The organism is Rhizobium sp. BR 249, assembly GCF_047445895.1.
Lineage (GTDB): Bacteria > Pseudomonadota > Alphaproteobacteria > Rhizobiales > Rhizobiaceae > Rhizobium.
Map to the genome: position 1 here is coordinate 88,483 of NZ_JARWKX010000015.1, position 24,009 is coordinate 112,491.

General features: G+C 62.3%; 20 protein-coding genes. 8 read left to right on the top strand and 12 right to left on the bottom strand.

The genetic code is table 11. The features are described 5' to 3' along the window. Nucleotides 1-10 precede the first annotated feature (10 nt). Both araG and QD408_RS15695 read right to left on the bottom strand, forming a co-directional pair. The gene (gene araG / locus QD408_RS15690) at nucleotides 11-1,516 is read right to left on the bottom strand and encodes an L-arabinose ABC transporter ATP-binding protein AraG (RefSeq protein WP_414139950.1); all 1,506 of its coding nucleotides are present in this window, start codon (nucleotides 1,514-1,516) and stop codon (nucleotides 11-13) included. 69 nt (nucleotides 1,517-1,585) lie between these two features. After that, nucleotides 1,586-2,569 carry an arabinose ABC transporter substrate-binding protein gene (locus tag QD408_RS15695; RefSeq protein WP_414139951.1) on the bottom strand — a complete coding sequence of 328 codons (984 nt, stop codon included), beginning with the start codon at nucleotides 2,567-2,569 and terminating at the stop codon, nucleotides 1,586-1,588. 208 nt (nucleotides 2,570-2,777) lie between these two features. On the opposite strand from QD408_RS15695, the gene QD408_RS15700 reads away from it, so the two are divergent. The 4 genes from QD408_RS15700 (at nucleotide 2,778) to QD408_RS15715 (ending at nucleotide 6,089) form a co-directional block, all read left to right on the top strand. Beyond that, nucleotides 2,778-3,533 carry a FadR/GntR family transcriptional regulator gene (locus QD408_RS15700; protein ID WP_088681607.1) on the top strand — a complete coding sequence of 252 codons (756 nt, stop codon included), beginning with the start codon at nucleotides 2,778-2,780 and terminating at the stop codon, nucleotides 3,531-3,533. A 64-nt stretch (nucleotides 3,534-3,597) separates the two neighbouring features. Then, nucleotides 3,598-4,746: a galactonate dehydratase gene (dgoD, locus tag QD408_RS15705; RefSeq protein WP_414139952.1), complete on the top strand. Its 1,149-nt coding sequence runs from the start codon at nucleotides 3,598-3,600 to the stop codon at nucleotides 4,744-4,746. Between the two features lie 97 nt (nucleotides 4,747-4,843). Continuing rightward, a complete protein-coding gene (locus QD408_RS15710) occupies nucleotides 4,844-5,239 on the top strand; it encodes a DoxX family protein (protein ID WP_414139953.1) in 396 nt (131 codons plus the stop codon). Between the two features lie 70 nt (nucleotides 5,240-5,309). After that, nucleotides 5,310-6,089, top strand: coding sequence for an SDR family oxidoreductase (locus QD408_RS15715; protein ID WP_414139954.1), 780 nt, complete (start codon nucleotides 5,310-5,312; stop codon nucleotides 6,087-6,089). Between the two features lie 21 nt (nucleotides 6,090-6,110). Here QD408_RS15715 and QD408_RS15720 read toward each other — a convergent pair whose 3' ends face one another. Together QD408_RS15720 and QD408_RS15725 are read right to left on the bottom strand one after the other, a co-directional pair. Beyond that, entirely contained in the window at nucleotides 6,111-7,328 is a 1,218-nt protein-coding gene (locus QD408_RS15720; RefSeq protein WP_088681603.1) for an adenylate/guanylate cyclase domain-containing protein, read from the bottom strand. Between the two features lie 64 nt (nucleotides 7,329-7,392). Beyond that, on the bottom strand, nucleotides 7,393-8,418 hold the full coding sequence (locus tag QD408_RS15725; protein ID WP_414139955.1) for a LacI family DNA-binding transcriptional regulator: 1,026 nt from the start codon (nucleotides 8,416-8,418) through the stop codon (nucleotides 7,393-7,395). A 93-nt stretch (nucleotides 8,419-8,511) separates the two neighbouring features. Between QD408_RS15725 and QD408_RS15730 the strand changes: the two genes are divergently transcribed. The 4 genes from QD408_RS15730 (at nucleotide 8,512) to QD408_RS15745 (ending at nucleotide 14,189) form a co-directional block, all read left to right on the top strand. Continuing rightward, nucleotides 8,512-9,699: a phytanoyl-CoA dioxygenase family protein gene (locus QD408_RS15730; RefSeq protein WP_414139956.1), complete on the top strand. Its 1,188-nt coding sequence runs from the start codon at nucleotides 8,512-8,514 to the stop codon at nucleotides 9,697-9,699. A gap of 172 nt (nucleotides 9,700-9,871) precedes the next feature. Then, nucleotides 9,872-10,693, top strand: coding sequence for an SDR family oxidoreductase (locus QD408_RS15735; protein ID WP_414139957.1), 822 nt, complete (start codon nucleotides 9,872-9,874; stop codon nucleotides 10,691-10,693). Between the two features lie 95 nt (nucleotides 10,694-10,788). Continuing rightward, nucleotides 10,789-11,700 carry an SMP-30/gluconolactonase/LRE family protein gene (locus tag QD408_RS15740; protein ID WP_414139958.1) on the top strand — a complete coding sequence of 304 codons (912 nt, stop codon included), beginning with the start codon at nucleotides 10,789-10,791 and terminating at the stop codon, nucleotides 11,698-11,700. A 242-nt stretch (nucleotides 11,701-11,942) separates the two neighbouring features. Next, entirely contained in the window at nucleotides 11,943-14,189 is a 2,247-nt protein-coding gene (locus QD408_RS15745) for a glycoside hydrolase family 2 TIM barrel-domain containing protein (RefSeq protein WP_414139959.1), read from the top strand. 61 nt (nucleotides 14,190-14,250) lie between these two features. Here QD408_RS15745 and QD408_RS15750 read toward each other — a convergent pair whose 3' ends face one another. The 8 genes from QD408_RS15750 to QD408_RS15785 form a co-directional block, all read right to left on the bottom strand. Further along, nucleotides 14,251-15,366 (bottom strand): ABC transporter ATP-binding protein, encoded by a 1,116-nt coding sequence (locus QD408_RS15750; RefSeq protein WP_414139960.1) that lies wholly within the window; start codon nucleotides 15,364-15,366, stop codon nucleotides 14,251-14,253. 3 nt (nucleotides 15,367-15,369) lie between these two features. After that, entirely contained in the window at nucleotides 15,370-16,311 is a 942-nt protein-coding gene (locus QD408_RS15755) for a carbohydrate ABC transporter permease (RefSeq protein ID WP_414139961.1), read from the bottom strand. Then, entirely contained in the window at nucleotides 16,308-17,261 is a 954-nt protein-coding gene (locus QD408_RS15760; RefSeq protein WP_414139962.1) for a carbohydrate ABC transporter permease, read from the bottom strand. The genes QD408_RS15755 and QD408_RS15760 overlap by 4 nt, the downstream gene beginning before the upstream one ends. 98 nt (nucleotides 17,262-17,359) lie before the next feature. Then, nucleotides 17,360-18,622 carry an ABC transporter substrate-binding protein gene (locus tag QD408_RS15765; protein WP_414139963.1) on the bottom strand — a complete coding sequence of 421 codons (1,263 nt, stop codon included), beginning with the start codon at nucleotides 18,620-18,622 and terminating at the stop codon, nucleotides 17,360-17,362. A gap of 98 nt (nucleotides 18,623-18,720) precedes the next feature. Beyond that, a complete protein-coding gene (locus QD408_RS15770; RefSeq protein WP_414139964.1) occupies nucleotides 18,721-20,229 on the bottom strand; it encodes an aldehyde dehydrogenase family protein in 1,509 nt (502 codons plus the stop codon). Then, a complete protein-coding gene (locus QD408_RS15775; protein WP_414139965.1) occupies nucleotides 20,229-21,008 on the bottom strand; it encodes an enoyl-CoA hydratase/isomerase family protein in 780 nt (259 codons plus the stop codon). Before QD408_RS15775 ends, QD408_RS15770 begins: the two co-directional genes overlap by 1 nt. Continuing rightward, nucleotides 21,001-22,614 carry an acyl CoA:acetate/3-ketoacid CoA transferase gene (locus QD408_RS15780; protein ID WP_414139966.1) on the bottom strand — a complete coding sequence of 538 codons (1,614 nt, stop codon included), beginning with the start codon at nucleotides 22,612-22,614 and terminating at the stop codon, nucleotides 21,001-21,003. The genes QD408_RS15775 and QD408_RS15780 overlap by 8 nt, the downstream gene beginning before the upstream one ends. A gap of 27 nt (nucleotides 22,615-22,641) precedes the next feature. Continuing rightward, complete coding sequence (locus tag QD408_RS15785) at nucleotides 22,642-23,691, bottom strand: LacI family DNA-binding transcriptional regulator (protein WP_414139967.1); 1,050 nt, start codon at nucleotides 23,689-23,691, stop codon at nucleotides 22,642-22,644. Nucleotides 23,692-24,009 lie beyond the last annotated feature (318 nt).

A 24,009-nucleotide genomic window follows, 5' to 3' on the forward strand; every position in this document is an offset into this window, starting at 1 on the left:
GTTCCCAGTCTTAAATGGTGCCTGCGGCATTCTTGTCGGGAAGCGCCGCCGTCAGAATGCTGCGCTCGTCGAAATCCGGGCGGGCGACATCGGCCGCCACCCTGCCCTGGCACATCACGATGATGCGGTCGGAAATGCCCATCACTTCGGGCAGCTCGCTCGAGATCACCACGATCGCCATGCCGCCCGCCGCCAGCTCATAAAGGATTTCGTAGATCTCCGACTTCGCCCCGACATCGATGCCGCGCGTCGGTTCGTCGATCACCAGAACCTTGATGCCCTGTTCGGAAAGCCAGCGGCCGAGAATGACCTTCTGCTGGTTGCCGCCGGAGAGATTGATGATGTCCTGCTTGCGCGAGGGCGTCCGCACCCGCAGACGGGAAATGAATTCATCCGCCAGCGCCGCCTCCCTTTTCGGGTTCAAAATCCCGAAAGGAGAGAAATGCCGGCGCGACGAGATGGCGATGTTTTCTTCGATCGACCGTCCCTGGACGATGCCGTCGGACTTGCGATCCTCCGGACAGAGCACCATGCCGGCATCGATCGCCGCTTTCGGATCGTTCGGCGAAACGGCGGCGCCGTCGATCGTTACCTGGCCCTGATGCCTCGCATCGGCGCCGTAGAGCAGCCGCGCCATCTCGCTGCGGCCGGCGCCGATCAGGCCGAAGAAGCCGAGGATCTCGCCCCGACAGACCGAAAAGCTGATGGGATTGCGCAATCGTGATCCGGATAGGTCCTTGACCTCGAGCCTGACGTCGCCGAGCGGGCGTTCGCGCCATCCCCAGATATCGCTGATCTCTCGGCCGACCATTTCCGAGATGACCTGTTCGCGTGTCGTGCCGGCAATCTGAGGATGATGGGCGGCAAGCTTGCCGTCGCGCAGCACGCTCAGGCTGTCGCAAAGCCGGAAGATCTCATCGAGCCGATGTGAGACGTAAAGAATGACCGTTCCCTTCGCCTTCAGCCTTTCGATGAGTGAAAACAGGATTTCGCTTTCGCGCGAGGAAAGCGAGGAGGTCGGCTCATCGAGCGCGATCACCCGCGCCTCGAGCATGACGGCCTTGGCGATCTCGACCATCTGCCGCGCGCCGATCGAAAGCGAAGCAACCTTGGCCGAGGGATCGACATCGATGCCGATCTCTTCGAGCTTCGAGCGCACCGTCTCGATCAGGGTTTTGGCATGGATCACGCCGCCTTTGGCGGGAAAACGGCCAAGCCAGAGATTTTCTGCCACCGTCAGCTCCGGAACGAGCTGCAGTTCCTGATAGATGACGATGACGCCGGCGTGGAAGGCGTCACGGACCGAGGCATATTTCTGTTCTTCGCCATCGATGAGAATGTCGCCGGCATCGGCGGCCTGATCGCCCGAAAGCACACGGATCAGCGTCGATTTACCCGCGCCGTTCTCACCCATCAGCCCGTGGACGGCGCCCTTCTCCACTGAGAAGGAAACACCCGACAGCGCCTGTACGCCTGGATAGCCCTTGGAAATATGTTTGAATTCGAGAAAAGCCATCGTCACTCCACCGAAGGTTCCGGCGGCACGCCCAAGCGGCCGCCGGAGATGCATCATCGCGGGCGATGGTTATTCGATGCCGAGTTCCTTGCGGACCTTCTCATAATCGCCGCGCAGCGCCAGCGAACCTGACGTCAAGGTCAGCTTTTCCGGCTCCTTGCCGTTGGCGATCCAGTCGTACATGTTGAGCGCCGTCTCATAGCCGTGACGCTTCGGCGAGATGATGACCGTGCCGAAGAAGCCCGTCGCTGCCGGCTTCTTGAACTCGTTGATCGCCGATTCCGCGCCGCCGATACCGACACCGATCACGTTGGCTGCTGGAATACCGACCGATTCCGAAGCGCGGACGGCGCCGAGAATGGCTTCGTCGTTGAGTCCGAAAGCCACCCAGTATTTCACGTCGGCATGCTTGTTGAGAACGGTGGTCGCCGCGTTGAGCGCTGCTTCCGTATCCGTCTTCGCCTGCGGCGCATCATAGATGTTCTCGGCCGGGAAACCTGCGGATTTCAGTACCGAGATCGCACCTTCGACGCGGTCGACAGCGGTCGGCAACTGGTCGTAGGAGACCCGGATCGCGCCGACATTCTTCATGTCCCAGCCGCGCTTCTTGATTTCGTCGACGATCGCCTGGCCGACGGTCTCACCGATCTTGGTCGCCGAAATGCCCATATGCGGCACATCTTCCAGCGGCTTGCCGTCCGCACTGACGAGGCGGTCGTCGACCGTCATCAGCTTCAGCTGATTGGCTTCAGCCTTGGCGACGATGCCGGGACCGAGCTTGACGTCGGGCGTGCAGATGATGAAGCCCTGCGCACCCTGGGCTCCGAGATTGTCGATCGCCGACTGAACCTTCTCGCCGTCTTCCGCGCCGATCTTGACGACCGTGAAACCTTTTTCCTTGGCGGCCTGGTCCGCGAACTTCCATTCGTCCTGGAACCACGGCTCCTCCGGCTGCTTGACGATGAAACCGATCTTGACGTCTGCGGAAAATGCCGAGCCGGCTGTCAGAATGGCGAAAGTGCCAGCCAGAATAGCTGCTTTGAACAAGCGCATGTCTCTCTCCCTAAACTCTGAAATCGAGCAACTGCCTCCCCGGCAGCGTCCAATGAATTATGTTAAATCATCATACCAGTCAATTGCCAATGTATGATGATTTAGATAATAGGATAGTCATGGGAGCCGGATGGACCCGTCGCAAAGCGGATCGAATTCGGATAATCAGGTTCGGTTGCTGCCCGGGAGTGAGCGCGGAGAGGTGAAGTTGGAATCGACTGAGGAACAAGGCCGAACGGAAAGCTCAGGCAGCGAACGCCGGCCGCGGGTACGCCGCAACGTCACGGCGGCAATCGCTCAGGATATCTGCGCGGACCGCTATCCCTCGGGCTCGCCGTTGCCCCGCGAGAACGATCTTTGCGACCTCTATGGCGTCAGCCGCACCGTCATTCGTGAATCGCTGAAAGTGCTGGAATCCAAAGGGCTCGTGCGCGGTAAACCGCGAGTCGGAACGACCGTCTGCGACAGGGACGACTGGAACATCCTGGATGCCGAAGTGCTCGACTGGATGGGGCCTTACATCAAGGACTTCGACCTTTTGGGATGCATTCTCGAAGCCCGGCGCACCATAGAGCCGGCAGCCGCCGAATATGCCGCCGAACGCGCCAGCGCCCAGGAGATCGCCGATCTCGACAAGGCCTGGCGGCAGATGCGCGACAGCGCAGGCGATCCGGAAAGCTTCACCGACGCCGACGTGATGTTTCATACGGTGCTGCTCACCGCCAGCCACAACCAGGTGTTCCGCCGTCTGTCCAGCGCCATCCATGCTGCGCTGAAATATGCGTTGCATGCCTCCAATATCGCCGTCGAAAACCGGGAGGATGCGGTGCTCGTTCATGGCGAACTCGTCGAGGCCTTGCGCATGCGCGACAAGGCAAGCGCCAGGGAATGCGCCAATCGCATGCTCGACCTTGCGGTTCGCGACCTTGCCGCCGCCGAGAAGGCGATCGGCAGAACGAAATGATCGATCACGAGAGGCCGTGGACGCGCTGTCCCATCGCAAATCCGAGAAGAGATTAAGACCTGAGATGAAGATCACCAAACTCACCACCTATATCGTTCCGCCGCGCTGGCTGTTCCTGAAGGTCGAGACCGATGAAGGCATCGTCGGCTGGGGCGAACCGGTCGTCGAAGGCCGCGCACTGACCGTCGAGGCCGCCGTCCACGAATTGGCGGACTACCTGATCGGCAAGGACCCCTTCCTGATTGAGGACCATTGGACGGTGATGTATCGCGGCGGGTTCTATCGCGGCGGCGCTACCCATATGAGCGCGATCTCGGGCATCGACCAGGCGCTCTGGGATATCAAGGGAAAGGCGCTCGGCCAGCCGATCCATTCCCTGCTCGGCGGCCAACTGCGCGAGCGCATCAAGGTCTATTCCTGGATCGGCGGCGACCGTCCTTCTGACGTCGCCAACAATGCCAGAGAGGTGGTCGCCCGCGGCTTCAAGGCGATCAAGCTCAACGGCTGCGAGGAAATGCAGATCGTCGACACCAACGAGAAGGTGGAAAGGGCAGTCGAGACCATCGCCGCCATCCGCGAGGCGATCGGTCCGCATATCGGCATCGGCGTCGATTTCCACGGCCGCGTCCACAAACCGATGGCCAAGGTTCTCGCCAGGGAGCTCGACCCTTACAAGCTGATGTTCATCGAGGAACCGGTGCTGTCTGAAAACAAGGAAGCGCTGCGCGACATCGTCAACCATACCTCGACGCCGATCGCGCTCGGCGAAAGGCTCTATTCACGCTGGGACTTCAAGCAGGTCCTTTCGGACGGCTATGTCGACATCATCCAGCCGGATCTTTCCCACGCCGGCGGCATCACCGAATGCCGCAAGATCGCCGCCATGGCCGAAGCCTATGACGTCGCTCTGGCGCCGCATTGCCCACTCGGCCCGATCGCGCTCGCCGCCTGCCTGCAGGTCGACGCGGTCAGCTACAACGCCTTCATTCAGGAACAGAGCCTCGGCATCCACTACAACACCGGCAACGACATCCTCGACTACATCTCCAACAAGGAGGTGTTCCACTATGCCGATGGTTTCGTTTCCATCCCCCAGGGGCCTGGGCTCGGCATCGAGGTCGACGAGGCCTATGTCATCGAGCGCGCCAAGGAGGGCCATCGCTGGCGCAACCCGATCTGGCGCCATGCCGACGGCAGCTTCGCCGAGTGGTGAAAAATCGAAGGGTCGCGCAAGCGGCCCTTTTTCATTCGCGCTGTCGGGTCGCTGGCAGTTCATGCGTCATAATGGAAGCTCAACAGGAGGTTTCGATATGGCCAAAGCAATCGCAATCATCGTCGCCCGTATCATCTTCAGTTTCATCTTCTTCATGGCAGCCGGCTTCAAGTTCGCCGATATGGGCGCGACGGCGGGCTATATCACCGCTGCCGGCTTTCCGATGGCGACCTTCCTTGCTTGGGTCGCAGCCTTCTTCGAGATTGCGCTCGCGCTCGCCTTCATCTCGGGCGCCTTCTTTTCCGAAGCCAGTATGCTCGCCGGCATCTATGTGATCTTCCTCGCTTTTGCCTTCCACGGGCCATCCCATTGGCAGCAGAACCAGGCCGAGTTCGGCTTTTTCGTCGATCACTTCACCTTCCTCGCCGGCCTGCTCTTTGCCGCCGTCCACGGACCGGAGAAATGGGCCTTGAGGCACACATTCCTCCGTTAGCCTTTTCCCTCCGGAACCAACTGCCGCGCTGAACATTGGCCTATCGGCAGAACGTCACGGAGGGTTGCCCATGGAGCTGAAGGATAAGGTCGCGCTGGTCACCGGCGCCGGTTCCGGCATCGGCAAAGCAGCCGCTTTGAAGCTCGCGGCCGAAGGAGCGAAGGTCACAGTGCTGAGCCGCACGGCAGACGAAGTCGAAAAGACCTGCGCCGAAATCAAGGCCGGCGGTGGCGAGTCGATCGCGCTGACGGCCGACACCAGCGACGAATCCCAAATGCGCGCCGCGGTTCAGAAACTGACGGAGACTTTCGGCGGCCTCGACATCGTTATCGCCAATGCCGGGATCAATGGTGTCTGGGCACCGATCGACGATCTGACGCCGGAAGAATGGGACAAGACGATCGCCGTCAATCTGCGCGGCACCTATCTGACCCTGCATCTGACGGTTCCGCATCTCAAGCGCCGCGGCGGTTCGATCGTCGTCGTCTCCTCGATCAACGGCACCCGCACCTTCACGACGCCGGGCGCCACCGCCTATACCGTAACCAAGGCAGGTCAGGTCGCCATGGTCCAGCAACTCGCCTTGGAACTCGGCCGGCACCGCATCCGCGTCAATGCCGTCTGCCCCGGCGAGATCGAAACAAACATCAGCGCCAATACCGACAGCCGCCATCGCGAAGAGACGGAGGTCCCGGTCATCTGGCCGGAGGGCGATATCCCGATCGCCGGCGGCAAGGCCGGCAAGAGTGAGGACGTCGCCGAAACCATCCTCTTCCTCGCCTCCGAACGCGCCCGCCACATTACCGGCACCCCGATCTGGATCGACGGCGGCCAGGGCCTGCTGCGATAGAGCTGAAATTGCCTCGACGGATCAGGCGCTCAGCCGGGCGCTGTCGAGCGTGTAGAGTTCCTGCGCGCGCTGCACACCGCGCAGCGCATAACGTCCGACACAGGCGAGAGCCGATCGCTGTTCCTCAGGTATCACAGCGGCGAAATCGGAGGAGATCAGCAGGTTGAGATCGACCGAACGGCACATGGAGGCAATGCGGCTGACCTCGTTGACGGCGGGGCCGATGACCGTGAAATCCAGCCGATCCTGACTGCCGATATTGCCGTAGAAGACATCGCCGATATGCAGGCCGATATAGACGTCGGTCGTTGGCCGCCCGTCGGCTGCGCGCGCGGCATTGAGCTTGATGAGCTTTTCGCGCAGCAACGATTCGGCGTTGAGCGCCGCCCGGCAGGTCTCTGCCGGCACCTCGCCCTTGAAGATGGCGAGCACACCGTCGCCGATCAGCTTCAGCACGTTGCCGCCGGCCTCGTGGATCGCCGAGATCGCCATCTCACTGTAATCGTTGAGCAGCGGGATGATTTCCTCCGGCGGCACACGGTCGGAAATCTTGGTGTAGTTCAGGAGATCGGAAAACCAGAGTGCGGCCGAAATCCGCTCCGATTTGCCGCGGCTGATCTTGCCTTCCATCACCTGGCGCGCCGCATCCTCGCCGAGATAGACTTCGGCAATGGTGCGGGCGATGCGCCCGAGCGCGACGCACTTGATCGCCAGCCCCAGAACAGGCACCAGCTTGCGCAGGATGGCGAGATCGTGGTCGGAAAAGCCCTCGGGATGTTTGGTTGCGAAATGCGAGAAAAAGCAATCCATTTCACCGATCGTACCGGCTTCGCTGAAACGATGCATCATTGCGACGAAATCGGTGTGGCCCGCTTCCGCTATCTTGTCGAGCATGGTGAAATCGATTGGATCGCCAAAGCCGATGCGTCGGCGCACCTCCCGCTCGTTGCCCGCCCAAAGATGGTAGAAGGCCGAACGCTGCCAACTCGACGCCGCTTCGCCCGAACTCGTCGGACCATATTCGAATTCCGTCTCTATTTCCTCCACGCTGTCCCAACGGAAGGCACGGCCCTCATGCACGGGATGCAACGTGTCCATCAGCGCCATGCCGCGGTCGAGCGGCAGGCCGGCATCCCGACAGGCCGCGCAGAAACCGGTCATGAGCTCGGCTTCCGAGGCGCCCTTCAGTCCCTGCTCCGTGACCCAGGCCGCGATACTGCTGACGTCGCTGTAATCCATGCCGCTCACCTTTGTACGTTCCGAAGCTGTAGCCCAAATTCACCGCGGAAGGAACGCCGATGCCTCAGTCGCCCGCGGGCATATTGTAAGGCGTGACGATTTCGACCGATGAAAGCGAGGCCGAAACCGCTCGCCCCGATGCCGCAGCCCGGCTCATGATCGCCCTGAAGGCCGAACGCGCATCGGTTCTGAGATCGTGATGCAGCACGAAGCCGATGCGGCGCGCGGCAAGCAGGGCTCGATTATCCGCATCCAGGTCATGAGCGACGAAGACGCGAGCCGAACGCCTGGCCGCATCGAACGCCGCCAGCACCGCGCGATTGCCGCCGCCGATCGAATAGACGGCATTGATGGCAGGATCGGCCGCAAGTGCAGCCGCCGCAAGCGTTCCCGTCGCGGCATCGGTGCCGTGTCCCTCGCTGATTTCGGTGATGCCGATCCCGGGATAATGGGCGCGGATGACGCGGCGAAAGCCGATTTCGCGCTCTTCCTCGCCGCGGAACCGTCCGCTCGACAGCGTCACCAGCACCTTGCCGCCGTCAGATCCGAGGAATTCGCCGATGAGATAGGCTGCCACCTCCCCCGCCGTCCGGTTGTCGGCGCCGGCATAGGCAATGCGTGCCGAATTCGGCAGGTCCGTCACCAGCGTCACCACGGGAATGCCGGCCGCATCGGCCCGGGCAACGGCGGCGGCCACCTCCGCAACGTCAGGCGCCTTGAGCACGATGCCATGCGTGCCGCGCAGCCGGATGCGATCGAGGAGCTGCACCAGCTCGGCCGGCCTCATCACCTCGGCGAAATGAAAACGGCAGCGGAAGACGCCCGGCAGGAAGGCCGCCATCTCCGCTTCGAAAGCGGCGCGCACCGCATCGCTGAACCGCTGCGGCGTCTCCATGACGATATCGATCGCCAGCATGCGCCCGCTGCCCGTCGTACCCGCCTGCTGTTTCTCAAGTTCCGCGATCGCCGCCCTTACCCGCATTTCCGTCTGCCGGCGCACGCCCGGCCTGCCGTTCAGCACCCGGTCGACGGTAGCGGTGCTGAGCCCCGCCTGGAAGGCGATGTCCTTGACGAGAAAGGTATGGGCCATTGGCCGTCCTGATGGTTTTTTGATGGATTCCTGATCTATATCACCTGGCAGCCCGGCGTATAGTGCCTCCATCGGAACCAGGGAGGAGCCGCTATGAAAACCGACAACCAGCAGAAACGACGCGCCGACCGCGTGTGGCTGACCGAAGAGACCTGCGATCTCGGCGATTTTCGCCGGCTTGCGGAAAAGACGACTGCGCTTTCCGATTATCCCTTGGCGTCGGCGGTCGACAAAAACATCCTGATCTATGACAGCCGCAAGGTGATGGAGGCGGCCGCAGCTCGTGAAGGCCGGCGTGCCGTTCTGGCTGAGATCTGCGAGGCCTTCGGCGAAGGGCCGGGCGTCGTCGTGTTCAAGCATGCCTTCGAGGATACCGGCATCATCGACCGCGCCAGCGCCATCTTCGACGGGATCATCGAGGAACAGCACCGCACCGCGACTGGCGGCGGCGATCACTTCGCCAAGCCCGGCGCCAACGACCGCATTTGGAATTCGCTGGAAAAACATTGCCTCGCCGATCCCGCGAATTTCGCCGAATATTACGGCAACGCCGTCATCGCGCTGGCAAGCGAGGCCTGGCTTGGCCCGAGCTACCAGATGACGGCCCAAGTCAACCGCGTCAATCCGGGCGGCGCGGCGCAATCGGCCCATCGTGACTACCATCTCGGCTTCCAGTCATCTGATGTGATCGAACAGTTTCCGGCGCATGTGCACCGGCTCTCGCCCGTATTGACGCTGCAGGGCGCGGTTGCCCATTGCGACATGCCGCTCGAGAGCGGACCGACGCTCTTCCTGCCGCACAGCCAGACCTATGTGCCGGGTTATCTCGCGCTGAAGCGCCAGGAGTTCCGGGATTATTTCGAGGCCAACCATATCCAGCTGCCGCTAGACAAGGGTGACGTCGTCTTCTTCAACCCCGCCCTTTTCCACGCCGCCGGCACCAACCGCTCCACGGATATCAAGCGGGTCGCCAACCTCCTGCAGGTCTCCTCCGCCTTCGGCCGCGCCATGGAAACCGTCAACCGCGAGCGGATGAGCGCGACGCTCTTTCCCGCGCTGAAAACATTGCAGGGCAGGCTCTCCCCCGGCGAAATCGCCAATGCCGTCGCCGCCTGCGCCGAAGGCTACTCCTTCCCCACCAATCTCGACCGCGACCCGCCACTCGGCGGCCTGGCGCCGAAGACACAGGCACAGCTGATGCATGAGGCGTTGAAAGAGGGCTGGAGCGACGAAACCTTTGCGGCAGCACTTGCCGAACAGGCCCGAAAGAAGTTGAGCTGACTTGGAAATCGGAGCCCCCTCACCCGCCTACCGGCACCGACCGGGGTGAGCCCCGTGGCTCACCCCGGTCGGTGCCGGTAGGGCGGATGAGGGGGCCACACGGCACCAACATACGAGCCTCCCGCGCCCCACGGGAGGCCATTCGCACACATCATCATAAGGGAGGAACCACATGAGCACAGACCACGGCCGCCTCGACGGCAAGATCGCCATCGTCACCGGCGGCACCCAGGGACTGGGCGCCACCATTGCCCGCCTCTTCGCCGAACGCGGCGCGGAAGGCATCGTCATCTGCGGCCGCAACGAAGCCAAGGGCAAGGCGAAGGCGGAAGAGATTTCGGCTGCGACCGGCGTGAAGGTCGTCTACGTCAAAGCCGACCTTGCCAAGGTCGAGGATGCGCAGAATGTCGTCCACGCCTGCGACGAGGCCTTCGGTCGTGTCGACGCGCTGGTCAATGCCGCCGCCATCACCGATCGCGGCACCATCCTCGATACCAGCCCCGACCTCTTCGATGCCATGTTCGCCGTCAACGTGCGCGCGCCGTTTTTCCTGATGCAGGAAACGGTGAAGGTCATGCGACGTGAAAAGATCGAGGGCACGATCGTCAACATCGGCTCGATGTCGGCCAAGGCTGGCCAGCCCTTCATCGCCGCCTATTGCGCTTCCAAGGGCGCGCTGGAAACGCTGACGAAAAACACCGCCTACGCGCTGCTGCGCAACCGCATCCGCGTCAACGGCCTCAACATCGGCTGGATGGCCTCCGAAGGCGAAGACCGCATCCAGCGCGAATATCACGGTGCACCCGCCGATTGGCTGGAACAGGCCGCCGCCAGCCAGCCCTTCGGCCGTCTCGTCGATCCGCAGGAAGTGGCGCGCGCCTGCGCCTATCTGTCGTCTTCCGAATCCGGCCTGATGACCGGCTCGGTCATCTGCTTCGACCAGTCGATCTGGGGCGCCTATGACGGCTCGCCGCATCCGGTCGCGGCGCTGTGAGAAACCCGGAGCCCGGCAATTCCGGCAGCCGGGCTCTGGCACCACCGGATTTTTGTGGATAGGAAGGAGCGGCAGCATTCAGGGAGGAAACTGGCGTGGCCGACAATCCGCTTTATGACATCCGCGATGAACGTTTCGCCGCTCTGGTCATCGGCAGCGCAGCGCTCGAGGAACTTTATTCCGGCTGCCGCTGGACGGAAGGCCCGGTCTGGTTTTCCGACCTGAACTGCCTGCTCTGGAGCGATATCCCGAATGAACGCATCATGCGCTGGACGCCTGACGGTACGGTCTCCGTCTTCCGCTCGCCCTCCAACTACGTCAACGGCAATACCCGCGACAGGCAGGGCCGGCTCGTGTCCTGCGAGCATGGCGGGCGCAGCGTCACCCGCACCGAGCCGGACGGCACGATCACGGTTCTCGCCGACAGCTACAAGGGCAAGCGGCTGAACTCGCCGAACGACGTCGTCGTGCATTCCGACGGCTCGGTCTGGTTCACCGACCCGACCTACGGCATCCTCTCGGACTACGAAGGCCACAAGGCCGAGCCTGAACAAGCGACCCGCAACGTCTACCGTATCGACCCCGCAAGCGGCGCGGTCGAGGCCGTCGTCGAGGATTTCATCCAGCCGAACGGCCTGGCCTTCTCGCCCGACGAGACGCGGCTCTATATCGCCGACTCCGGCTCGGCAAAACATGAAGTGCCGCGCCACATAAGAGTTTTCGACGTCGTCGACGGCAGAAGGCTGACGAACAGCCGCTATTTCTGCAGCCTCGATGTCGGCAATCCCGACGGCTTTCGCTTCGACGTCCAAGGCAATCTCTGGACGAGCGCAAGCGACGGTGTGCACTGCTTTTCGCCTGATGGCACACTGCTCGGCAAGATCAAGGTGCCGCAGACGGTGTCCAACCTCACCTTCGGCGGCCCCAAGAAGAACCGGCTCTTCATCACGGCAACGCGCTCGGTCTATTCGATCTATATCAAGACGAACGGCGCGCAATATCCGTAAGGATCGATCGAAGGCCCGCACAGGATTACGCCCGCCGGATGCATGCCATCAGGAAGTGTGAGGCGGTTCCAGATGACGGCATGCATGAAAAAAGCTAAAGCGCATCGCATGAATCAGATTTGACGCGAAGCGCTCGAGCCGCCCGCGCCTTATTCGCATCAAGGAGGAATAGAAGATGACCCGATTTTCATGCGCTCAATGGCGCCGCACCACTCCTGATGCCATGACCTGGAGAGCCTGAAATGCGTTCCGTCGTTTCCTTCAACGAAGGCTGGAGTTTTCACGAAGGCTTCGGCCAGCGCCTGCTCGAAAGCTTCGACGCCGCCAAGTTGGTCAGTCTGCCGCACACTGCCGTCCAGCTGCCCTTCAACTATTTCGACGAGACCAGCTATCAGCGCGCCTTCACCTATCAGAAGATGCTGCGCTGGCTGCCGGAATTCGAGGGCCGCGAGGTTTCACTGATCTTCGACGCCGCCATGGCCGACAGCGTGGTCTATCTGAACGGCGAGGAAATCATCGCTCACAAGGACGGCTATACCCCCTTCGAGGCCCGCCTGACCGGCAAGCTGGTGAAGGGCGAAAACCTTGTGACCGTGAAGATCGACGGCAGTGAAAATCCCGCCATTCCACCCTTCGGCGGCCGCATCGACTATCTCACTTATGCCGGCATCTATCGCGACGTCTGGCTGAAAGTCACCGACCCGGTCTCGATCCGCAATCTCAAGATCGAAACCACGGACGTTCTCGCCTTGGAGAAATCGGCAAGCATCCGCGTCGATATCGCCAATCCGGAAAGCCGCAGCTTTGCGGCGACCGTCACCGCCACGCTGAAACAGGCCGACGGTACTGTCATCGCCACCGCAGCAACCGAAACCATCAGCGACAGCACCCGGCTTTCCTTCGGCGGCCTTACCGGCATTGCCCTCTGGGACATTACCGATCCCAACCTCTACGAGGTCACGGTCGAACTGAGGACCGCACACGGTTCCGACCGTCTCTCCGCGCGCTTCGGTTTCCGCACCGCCGAATTCACGCCGGAAGGCTTCCTGCTGAACGGCAAGCCGCTGAAACTGCGCGGTCTCAACCGCCACCAGGCCTTCCCCTATGTCGGTTACGCCGCCGGCCGCTCCGCCCAGGAGCGCGACGCCGACATCATGAAGACGGTGCTGAAGTGCAATATCGTCCGCACCTCGCATTATCCGCAGTCGAAATGGTTCCTCGACCGCTGCGACGCGATCGGCCTGCTCGTCTTCGAGGAAATCCCCGGCTGGCAGCATATCGGCGATGCCGACTGGCAGAAGGAATCGATCGAAAACGTCCGCCGCATGATCGAGCGTGACTGGAACCATCCCTCGATCATCATCTGGGGCGTGCGCATCAACGAATCCCAGGATAGCCACGACTTCTATGTCGAGACCAACCGCCTGGCCCGCGAACTCGACAGCACCCGCCAAACCGGCGGCGTGCGCTATGTCACCGAGAGCGAGCTGCTCGAAGACGTCTATACGATGAACGACTTCATCCTCGGCAACGAGGAACTGCCGGGCTCCAACCGCCCCCGCACCGCGCTACGCGGCCAGCAGGAAAACACCGGCCTGTCGCAGAAGGTGCCGTACCTCATCACCGAGTTCAACGGCCATATGCACCCGACGAAGATCTACGATCAGGAGCAACGCCAGGCCGAGCATGTGCGCCGTCACCTCGATGTGCTGAACGCCGCCTACGGCGACCCCGACATTTCGGGCGCCATCGGCTGGTGCATGTTCGATTACAACACGCACAAGGATTTCGGCTCCGGCGACCGCATCTGCTATCACGGCGTCATGGACATGTTCCGCGAGCCGAAATTCGCCGCCTATGCCTATATCAGCCAGTGCGATCCCTCCGAGGAGATCGTCATGAAGCCGGCGACCTTCTGGGCGCGCGGCGAGCGCAATATCGGCGGCGTGCTGCCGCTGATCATCCTGACCAATTGTGACGAGATCGAGCTGCAATACGGCGCGCTTTCCAAGCGCATCGGTCCGGACCGCGAGAACTATCCGCATCTGCCGCATCCGCCGGTCGTGCTCGACCATCGGCACTTCACTGCCGATGAACTCGGCACCTGGGGTCTCGAATGGATCGACGGTACCCTCACCGGCTATATCGGCGGCCAGCCGGTGACGAGCCTGACACTGGCGGCCGATCCCTTGCCGACGACGCTTGAGATCGTTGCCGACAACCTCACGCTGAAAGCCCGCGAACGCGACAGCACCCGCGTCATCATCCGCGCGCTGGATCAGTGCAGCCAGCGCCTGCCCTTCATGAACGACAGCATTTCGCTGAAGGTGCATGGCCCGGCAAAAATCGTCGGCCCGACCAATGTGCCGCTGCAGGGCGGCACCGCGGGCTTCTGGCTGGAGGCGACGGGGCTGACCGGCGAAATCACCGTCGAAGCGGTCTCTTCGCGTTTTGCGCCGGTAACACTTGCCGTAACGGCCGTCGCCTAACGCATGATTCAAAATGTTGGAGCATCGCGCGCCTTATCAGACGTGCGATGCTCTGATGAGCTTACGAAATCCGCGCCTGCGTTTCTGGATCGAAGAAGACGGCCTTGTCGAGATTGAAGGCGAGGCGTGTGTTTTGGCCGGGTGCGATGCCGGCATCGGCGCGCAGACGCGCGACGACTTCCTTGCCGCCGAGCTTGGTGACGGCGAAGGTGTCGGAGCCGGCGGGTTCGACGACTTCGATCAGGCAGTCGCCTTCGGTCAGCGAACGGGCGTTGCGGTCGGCGCCGTCGGGATCAGTCAGCGCTTCCGGCCGGATGCCGAAGATCACCTGCCGGCCGGCATAGGAGGAAAGGCCGTTGCCGGTCGTTGCAACGGGAAGCCTGAGCGGGGCGGCGTTCGGCCGTTCGAGCGAGACCGCGAGGCCCGCGGCGCCGTTTTCGACCGAGGCCTTGACCAGGTTCATCGCCGGCGASCCCATGAAGTCGGCGACGAACATGTTGGCGGGATTGTTGTAGATCTCCGCCGGCGTGCCGAACTGCTGRACGATGCCGTCCTTCATGACAGCGATCCGGGTCGCCAGCGTCATCGCCTCGATCTGGTCGTGGGTGACGTAGACGATGGTCTTGCCGGTCGCCTGATGCAGCCGCTTGATCTCGATGCGCATGTCGACGCGCAGTTTCGCGTCGAGGTTGGAGAGCGGCTCGTCGAACAGGAAGAGCTTGGGATCGCGCACCAGCGCCCGGCCCATGGCGACGCGCTGGCGCTGGCCGCCCGACAGCTGCGACGGCTTGCGGTCGAGGAGATGGCCGATCTGCAGCACCTTGGCGACCTTGTCGATCGCYTGCTTGCGTTCTTCCGGCGGCACGCCGCGCATCTCCATGCCGAAGGCGATGTTGCCCGCCACCGTCATGTTCGGATAGAGCGCATAGGACTGGAACACCATGGCGATGTCGCGCTTGGAAGGATGCAGGCCGTTGACGGCGCGCCCGTCGATGCTGATCTCGCCCGACGTGATCGTCTCCAGCCCGGCAATGGTGTTGAGCAGGGTCGACTTGCCGCAGCCGGACGGGCCGACCAGCACCAGGAAGCCGCCCTTTTCGAGTTCGAGATCGATCCCCTTGAGGATGTCGACGGCGCCGAAGCGCTTTCTGAGACCGGAGATTTCCAGGAAGGCCATGACTTACCCTTTGACTGCGCCCGCCATCAGGCCACGCACGAAGTAGCGGCCGGCGAGGATATAGACGATGAGCGTCGGAACGGCCGCGATCATCGCCGCCGCCATGTTGACATTGTATTCGACCACCCCGGTCGAGGTGTTGACGACATTGTTCAGCGCCACCGTCATCGGCATGGAATCGCCGGTGCCGGCGTAAGCCGAGGCAAACAGGAAGTCGTTCCAGATGTTGGTGAACTGGTAGATGACCGTGACGACGATGATCGGCAGCGAGTTCGGCAGCATGATGCGGCGGAAGATCTGGAAGAAGCTCGCGCCGTCGACCTGGGCGGCCCGCACCAGCTCGGTCGGGAAGGCCTCGTAGAAATTGCGGAAGAACAGCGTGGTGAAGCCGAGGCCGTAGACGACATGGACGAAGACCAGGTTGACCGTCGGATTGCCGAAGCCGAAGGTAAGGCCTGTGGCGTTCTGCAGCGTCATGCCGAAGCGGCCGAACGAACCGAGGATGGTCGCCATCGGCAAGAGCACCGACTGGAACGGGATGAAGCAGGCAAACAGCATCAGGCCGAACACCAGCGTGTGGCCGGGGAAACGCCATTTGGTCAGGACATAGCCGTTGAGCGCCCCGAAGATGGTGGAGATGGCGACGGCCGGCACCACCATCTTGATCGAGTTCCAGAAGTAGCCCTTGATGCCGGCGCAGGTCAGCCCGACGCAGGTCTCGCCCCAGGCCTTGATCCAGGGATCGAAGGTCGGCGCCTGCGGCAGCGCCAGCATGTTGCCGCTCTGGATCTCGTCCATCGTCTTGAACGAGGTCACGAGCATGACGAAGAGCGGCATCAGATAGAGGACGGCGAAGATGACAAGCAGGCCGTAGATGACGATGCGGCCGATGAAGCGGGCATTGCTGGACTGGGAGTGGGAGAGAGAGGAAGCCGAGATGCTCATCGGGCCTTCTCCTTCAGTTCGGAATAGAGATAGGGCACGATGATCGCCGAGATCGTCATCAGCATGATGATGGCGCTGGCCGAGCCAACGGCCATCTCATTGCGCTTGAAGGTATATTCATACATGAAGTTGGACGGCAGCCAGGCCGAGCCGCCCGGCCCGCCCGAGGTCAGCGCCACCACGAGGTCATAGGACTTGATCGCCATATGGGCGAGCACGATGAAGGCCGACAGGAAGACCGGGCGCAACAGCGGGATGATGATGCGGCGATAGAGCTGCAAGGGGGAGGCCCCGTCGATCTGGGCCGCCTTCATGATCTCGCCGTCGATGCCGCGCAGACCGGCGAGGAACATCGCCATGACGAAGCCGGACGCCTGCCAGACACCGGCGATGACGACGGTGTAGATGACGAAGTCCTTGTTCTTGATCCAGTCGAAGTGGAAGCTCGTCCAGCCGAAGTGATGCAGCGTCTGTTCGAGCCCGAGGCCGGGATCGAGGAACCATTTCCAGGCGACCCCGGTGACGATGAAGGAAAGCGCCATCGGATAGAGGAAGATCGGCCGCAGCAACCCCTCGCCGCGGATCTTCTGGTCGAGCAGGATGGCGAGCAGCAGGCCGAGCGCCAGGCAGATGCCGACATAGAGGAAGCCGAAGATCGCCATGTTGGTGATCGAGGTATACCACGAGGACGGCGGGTCGCTCTCGAAGGTCCAGCGCCACAGCCGCTGATAGGCGCGCGCCCCCGTCAGCTGGTAGGAGGGGAAGGTCTTGGAATTGGTGAAGGAGAGATAGGCCGTCCAGGCGATGAAGCCGTAGACGAAGACGAGCGTGATGACGAAGCTCGGCGCCAGCACGATCTTCGGCAACGCATCCTGCAGCCGGCCCCTGAGCGAGACCCGCGTCGCCTGCCCCGGCGTCAGAACCGGATCGGTGGTGGCAACTGTGCTCATGGAATGTCATCTCCTCCCTGCATCGCCAGGCCCGCGTCTTCGCGGGTCTGATGCTTCCCCGCGAAGACGCGGGGAAGCCTTGTTCATCGGCAGCGGTCTCAGCGGGCGTCGTCGATCGCCTGGACGAGCTGGGTGACGGCCTCGTCGGAGGTCTTGATCTGGCCGTGGACGAACTTCGAGACGACGTCCTTATAGGCATTGGCGATCGCCGGAGGCGCGCCGTAGCCCTGGGCGAGCGAGCCGAACAGCGTGCCGCCCTCGTTGGCCGCCTTCAGGTCGGCGATGCCCTTCTTGCCGCAGGCGTCGAAGTCGGTATCGGGAACGTCGGTGCGGGCGGGAACCGAACCCTTGACGACGTTGAAGGCCGAYTGGAAGCTCTTCGACAGCGTCGCMGTCGCCAGCGCCACCTGGGCCGCCTTGCGGTCGTCGGGCACGTTGAACATGCCGAACATGTCGGAGTTGTAGATCACGCTGCCGTCGGTGCCGGGGAAGCGGTAGCACAGGAAGTCGGTATCCGGCGTCTTCTTGGCGGCGACGAATTCGCCCTTGGCCCAGTCGCCCATCACCTGCACCAGCGCRTCACCCTTGATGACCATGGCGGTCGCCAGGTTCCAGTCGCGGCCGGAGAAGTTCGGATCGACGTACTGGACGATCTTGGCAAGGTTGTCGAAGGACTTCTTCATCGTGTCCGACTTCAGCGAYGCCTCGTCGAGATCGTTGAARGCCTTCTTGTAGAAYTCCGGYCCGCCGGTCGACAGCACGATGGAATCGAACATCGTCGCTTCCTGCCAGTTCTGGCCGCCGAGCGCCARCGGGATGACGCCTGCSGCCTTCGCCTTGTCGAGCAGGGCGATCAGGTCGTCGAAGGTCTTCGGCTCACTGCCGCCGATCTTGTCCATCACGGCCTTGTTGATCCACAGCCAGTTGACCGAGTGGACGTTGACAGGGGCTGCGACCCACTTGCCGTCATAGACSGAGAACTTCTGCAATGCCGCCGGCACCGACTTGTCCCAGCCTTCCTTCTTGGCCGTCTCSGTCAGGTCRCCCATSACRCCGGCCTGGGCATAATCGAGCACGGTATARCCCAGCATCTGCGAGGCCGTCGGATAGGTCCCCGCCGCCACCATCGCCTTCAGCGCCGTCATCGCCGCATCACCGCCGCCGCCGGCAACGGGCACGTCCTTCCAGGCAAAGCCTTCCTTCGACAGATCCTCCTTCAGGACATTCAAAGCAGCCGCCTCGCCGCCTGACGTCCACCAGTGAAGCATCTGAACTTCCTTTACGTCGGCAGCACGTGCGGACACGCCGGCGCCGGCTACAGCCAGTGCGATCACGGCAGTCGTTGTCAGAAACTTACGCATCAAAGAACCTCCCAGTTCAGTTTGGAAGATGCGGAACCATTCCCGCATCCGATCACCCGCCCTCCTCAGGCGTAGTTTCATTGCCGGCCAAGCCGGCCTTAAGTTCTCGGCATCCACCAGTTGGTGCGCTTGCCGATATGCATGTTCAGCGTCTTGGTCTCCGTGTAGTCCTCGACCGCATGGCGGCCGAGCTCGCGGCCGAGGCCGCTCTGCTTGTAGCCGCCGAAGGGCAGCTCCGAGGCGCCGTCCATGAAGGTGTTCATCCAGACTGTGCCCGCCCGCACCGACCGGCCGATGGTCAGGCAGGTATCGAAATCGCGGCTCCAGACACCGGCCGAAAGGCCGTAATCGATGGAATTCGCGATCCTGATGGCTTCGGCAGTCGTTTCGAATGTCAGGACAGACAGGACCGGGCCAAAGACTTCCTCGCGCGCCACCGCCATGTCAGGCGTGACCGCTTCGAGGATCGTCGGCGACATGAACTGCCCCATGCCGAGGTCGAGTCTCTCGCCGCCATGCGCGATCTTCGCACCGCTGCTTCTCGCGCCGGTGACATATCCCGATATCTTCTCCAGATGCTGCGGCGTGATGATTGCGCCGACCTGCGTCTGGGGATCGAGGGGGTCGCCGACCTTCACATTCTTCGACAGTTCGGCAATCCGTTTGACGACATCGGAAGCGATCGATTTGTGCAGGATCAGCCGCGAGCCGGCATTGCAACACTCGCCGGCGTTGAAATATGCGCCGAAGACGGCGGCATCGATGAAGGCGTCGAGATCGGCATCGGGGAATACGATCTGCGGGTTCTTGCCGCCCAGTTCCAGCGAGACCTTCTTCAGCGTCTGCGCGGCATTCGACATGGTCAACTTGCCGACGCCGGTCGAGCCGGTGAAGGACACCATATCGACGTCCGGATGGGACGTCATGACCGCACCGACCTCAGGTCCCGTACCGGTGACAATGTTGACCACGCCATCCGGAATGCCTGCTTCCTGCAGGATTTCCCCGAGCACGAGCGTCGATCCCGATGTCAGTTCCGAGGGCTTGACGACTGTCGTGCAGCCTGCGGCCAAGGCGAATGGCAGCTTCTGGCCGACGATCAGGAACGGGAAATTCCAGGGCGTGATAATCGATACTACGCCAATCGCTTCGCGCAGGACGACGCCGAGCGTGCCGTCGCCGAGCGTGTTGTAGCTTTCACCGTGGAGATCGCGGGCAAGGGCGGCCGCATAGCGCCATATGTCGACGGAGCCGGCAATTTCACCCCGCACCTGCGTGATCGGCTTTCCGGCCTCGATGGCATCGAGGAATGCGAGCTCTTCGGCGCGGGCCGCGATCAGATCGGCAGCCTTCAGAAGTATGGCGGAACGTTCGGAGGCGGTCATTCGGGGCCACGGCCCGAGATCGAAGGCCTTGCGCGCGGCGGCGATGGCACGCTCGGCATCCTTCTTGCTGCCGGTCGGGAAGCGGCTGACCACAACGCCATGGCTTGGCGCGATCCGCTCGATCGGATCGGCGGCGGCGGCCTCCCATTTGCCGTCGATGAGCATCTTGAAATCGCGCGCTTTATCATTTCTCAGCGCCGTCGGATTGACGAGGATCGTCATTACCATTCTCCCTTGAACTTTGCCGGGCGCTTCTCGCTGAACGACGCGACGCCCTCTTTCAGATCGCCGGTCTTGGCGGCAAGGATCGAGCCCAGGGCTTCGACCGCGGTTCCGTTGTCTTCGCCGTTTGCCGATGCGATCATCAGCTTGACGATCTCGATGGCGGCCGGACCTCTCGCGGCAATCCGCTCGGCATATTCCCTGGCGGCGGCAAGCGCATTTCCGGTTGGAACGACCGCATCGACGATACCGAGCAAACGCGCCTCTTCGGCAGTGAATATCTCGCCACCGAGCGCCATGCGCCGGACGACCTGCGCACCGAAGCGGCGTACGAGACGCTGGGTGCCGGACCAGCCAGGCACCATTCCGAGGCCGGTTTCCGGCAGGCCGATCTTGATCTGCTCTTCGGCAAGACGAATGTCGGCAACGCCCGCCAGCTCAAGCCCGCCTCCGAGGGCGTGGCCGTTCAGAGCCGCGACCAGCGGCACCCGGAGCGTCGCCAGTCTTTCGAATATGCGATGGCCGTGCCGCACCCAGGCATGGCCGAACTCCTGCGGCGGCATTCCGCCCCAGGCCTTGATATCGCCTCCGGCGGAAAAGCCCTTCCCTTCGCCGGTGAGAATGGCAGCGCGAACATTCGGGTTCGCCTCCACGGCATCGGCCGCCTCCGCCAAGGCTTTCAACATGTCGAGGTCGAGCGCGTTCAGCTTCTCCGGACGAGAAATCGTCAGCGTCGCAACGTGGCCTTCGATATCGACCTTAACCGTTCCGCTAGCCATTGAAGGCGCCCTCCAAAGTCCGCGCCTTCTTTGCCGGAAGCGACAGGCCGATGCTTTCCTTGCGGAAGAGTGCGGTGTCCATGAGCTTCAGGTCGGGGGCGACGATCAGCGGGAACTCGGACTGATCGAGGATGTGGGTCTGAAGATCGACGCCGGGAGCGATTTCCGTGAGGACGATGCCGTCGGGCGTCAGCTTCATCACGCACCGCTCGGTGACATAGGTGATGTCCTGCCGCTGCTCGATCGCGCGCCTGCCGCTGAAGGTGACGTGCTCGACCTCGTTCACCAGCTTTTTCAGCTTGCCTTCCTTCTCGATGAGGAGAGTTCCATCAGCGATCGAAAGCTTTGCGCCAGCGTTGAACATGCCGGAGAAGACGATCTTCTTGGCCCGCGCCGTGATGTCGACGAAGCCTCCGGCGCCGGCCGTCACATGCGGCCGAAAGGAGAGCTTCGAGACGTTGACGGAACCGTCCCTGCCGATTTCGAGGAAGGACAAGAGCGACGCATCGAAGCCCGCGCCCTGGAAATAGGTGAACTGATAGGGAGACGGCATATAGGCGTCGGCGTTGGAGGCGCAGCCGAAGGCGAAGTCGAGCAGCGGCACGCCGCCGACCGCGCCCTGCTCGATCACCCAGGTGACGGCGCCGTGAAGCCCCTCTTCCAGCAGAATGCGCGGCACGTTGGCCGAGATTCCGAAGCCGAGATTGACGCAGCTTCCCGCCTCGAGTTCCTGTGCGACGCGGCGCGCAATGACCTTCTGGACATTGAATTCCGGAACGCTGAAGCTGTCGAGCGGGCGGAATATCTCTCCTGAGATCGCGGGATCGTAGCTCGTCTGGGTCGTCTGCTTCTGGTCGGGATCGACGATGACATAGTCGACCAGCATTCCCGGCACCCGGACGTCATGCGGCTTCAGCGAACCTTCCTTGGTGATCCGCTTGACCTGCGCGATGACGATGCCGCCATTGTTGCGGGCGGCGAGCGCCTGGTCGAGACCACCGAGATAGGCGCCTTCATGCTCATAGGTGAGATTGCCGCGCTCGTCGGCTGTCGTGGCGCGGATGATGGCGACCTGCGGGACGATCGAAGGGAAGAACAGCCAGTCGTCGCCCTCGAAGCTGACGCGCTTGACCACCGGATCCTCCGAAGCGAGAGCGTTCATCGCGCAGCCCTGCCGGCGGGGATCGACGAAGGTGTCGATGCCGACCTTGGTCAGCACGCCCGGCCGTTTGGCGGCGGCTTCGCGATGGATGTCGAACAGGATGCCGGAAGGAATGTTGTAGGCCGGGATCTCGTTGCCTGTGATCATCTGCCAGATCAGCGGCGGCTCGGAGGATGACGGACCCGAGGGATAGGAACCGCCGACGATACGCTTGAGCAGTCCCTTTTTGGCGATGTAGTCGACGCCCTTGATGCCGCTCATGTCGCCGGCCGCAATCGGATGAAGAGTGGTGATGCCTCGCGGATGACCGGTCGCATCGAACCGTTCGCCGATCGCCTTCAGCATGAGATCAGGGCAGCCGAGACCGCTCGAGGATGATACCGTTACGACAGCACCATCCGGGATCAGTGCCGCCGCTTCGGCTGGCGTGAGATGCTTCTTCATGTGCGTCACTCGGAACCCTGTTTCAATTCACGCTCTGCCGGCCCTCGCCGGCGTGGCTTTGCCGGCTCCGCAACTCTCGCGGACCACCAGTCGAACGGCTGTCGTTACCGTCTCGGCTTCCGCCTTGCCGGCATTGATCTGCTTGAGGAGCATCTGTGCGCCACGGCGCCCAATGCCCTGCGGATCGACCGAGACCGTCGTCAGTGCGGGAACCGCCGCCTGAGCCTCGATGACGTCGTCGAAGCCGACGACGGCAAAGTCGGCGCCCGGCTCCAGACGGCGCGCGCGCAATCCGTCGCAAACACCGAAGGCGACGGCATCGTTGAAGCAGACGGCCGCAGTGGGCCGACGCCCAAGAGCGATCCCTTTTCCGATCGCCTCCACCCCGCCGGCCCGCGAGGGGGCGGACGAGATGACGAGGTCCTCGTCATAGGTGAGCCCGGCCGCCTCGATTCCGTTGCGGTAACCGGCAAGGCGGTCGTCGAACACAGCCGTGTCGGGAAAGCCGCCGAGAAAAGCGATACGCTTGTGGCCGAGCCCTACAAGGTGCTCGACGGCGGCCATCATGCCGGCCCTATTGTCGGAGACGATGGACGAGACCCTGGCGCCGGGCAGATTTCGCACGACCACCACGACAGGAATGCCTGCCGCCACCAGCGGCTTGAAATCCGCAGCGTCGGTGGCACGCGCCGGCGAGACGATCAGGCCGGAAATGCCATGTTCGCGCATCGATGCGACAACCTCGCGCTGCCTGTCGATGCTCTCACCGGTGTTCGACAGGAACTGCACGAAACCGGCCGACTGAACGACCATATCGACGCCCACTGCCAGCTCCGCAAAGAAGCTGTTCGTCAGGTCGTTGACGACGACGCCGATGATCCTCGACTTGGCCCCGGCCTGCCGGAGATTGGCTGCGCCGCGATTGTAGACATAGCCGAGTTCCCGCATGACGGCATTGACCTTGGAACGCGTTCCCTCGTTGACGAGGGACGAGCCCTGAAGCACCAGCGACACCGTCGATTTGGAAACGCCGGCGGCCTTCGCAATGTCGATTACGGTCACCCGCGCCTTTGTCACTTCGTCCTCCCAACGACATCGTCGACTGGCGCTTATTTATTTGGAACGTTCCAATTGTGTCAAGAGGTATTTGATTTTTTGCCGCATGCTATTTGGCTTTCATCAGTCGTTTCCGTAGTGCAGACTCGGCTTGATTTATTGGAACGATTTAAATTTCCGGCATCAACCAAGAGAATTTCCGATATGCTGCGCGTTCGGAACGGCCTGCAAAACCTCTGACTGGCATCTTTTAAAATATCGACTAAAAGTCGAAACAAAGTCAGCTCCGAAGACGCGGCCACGGCCTCGGTATGTCCGTCAAACCTGTTGAGATTTTAA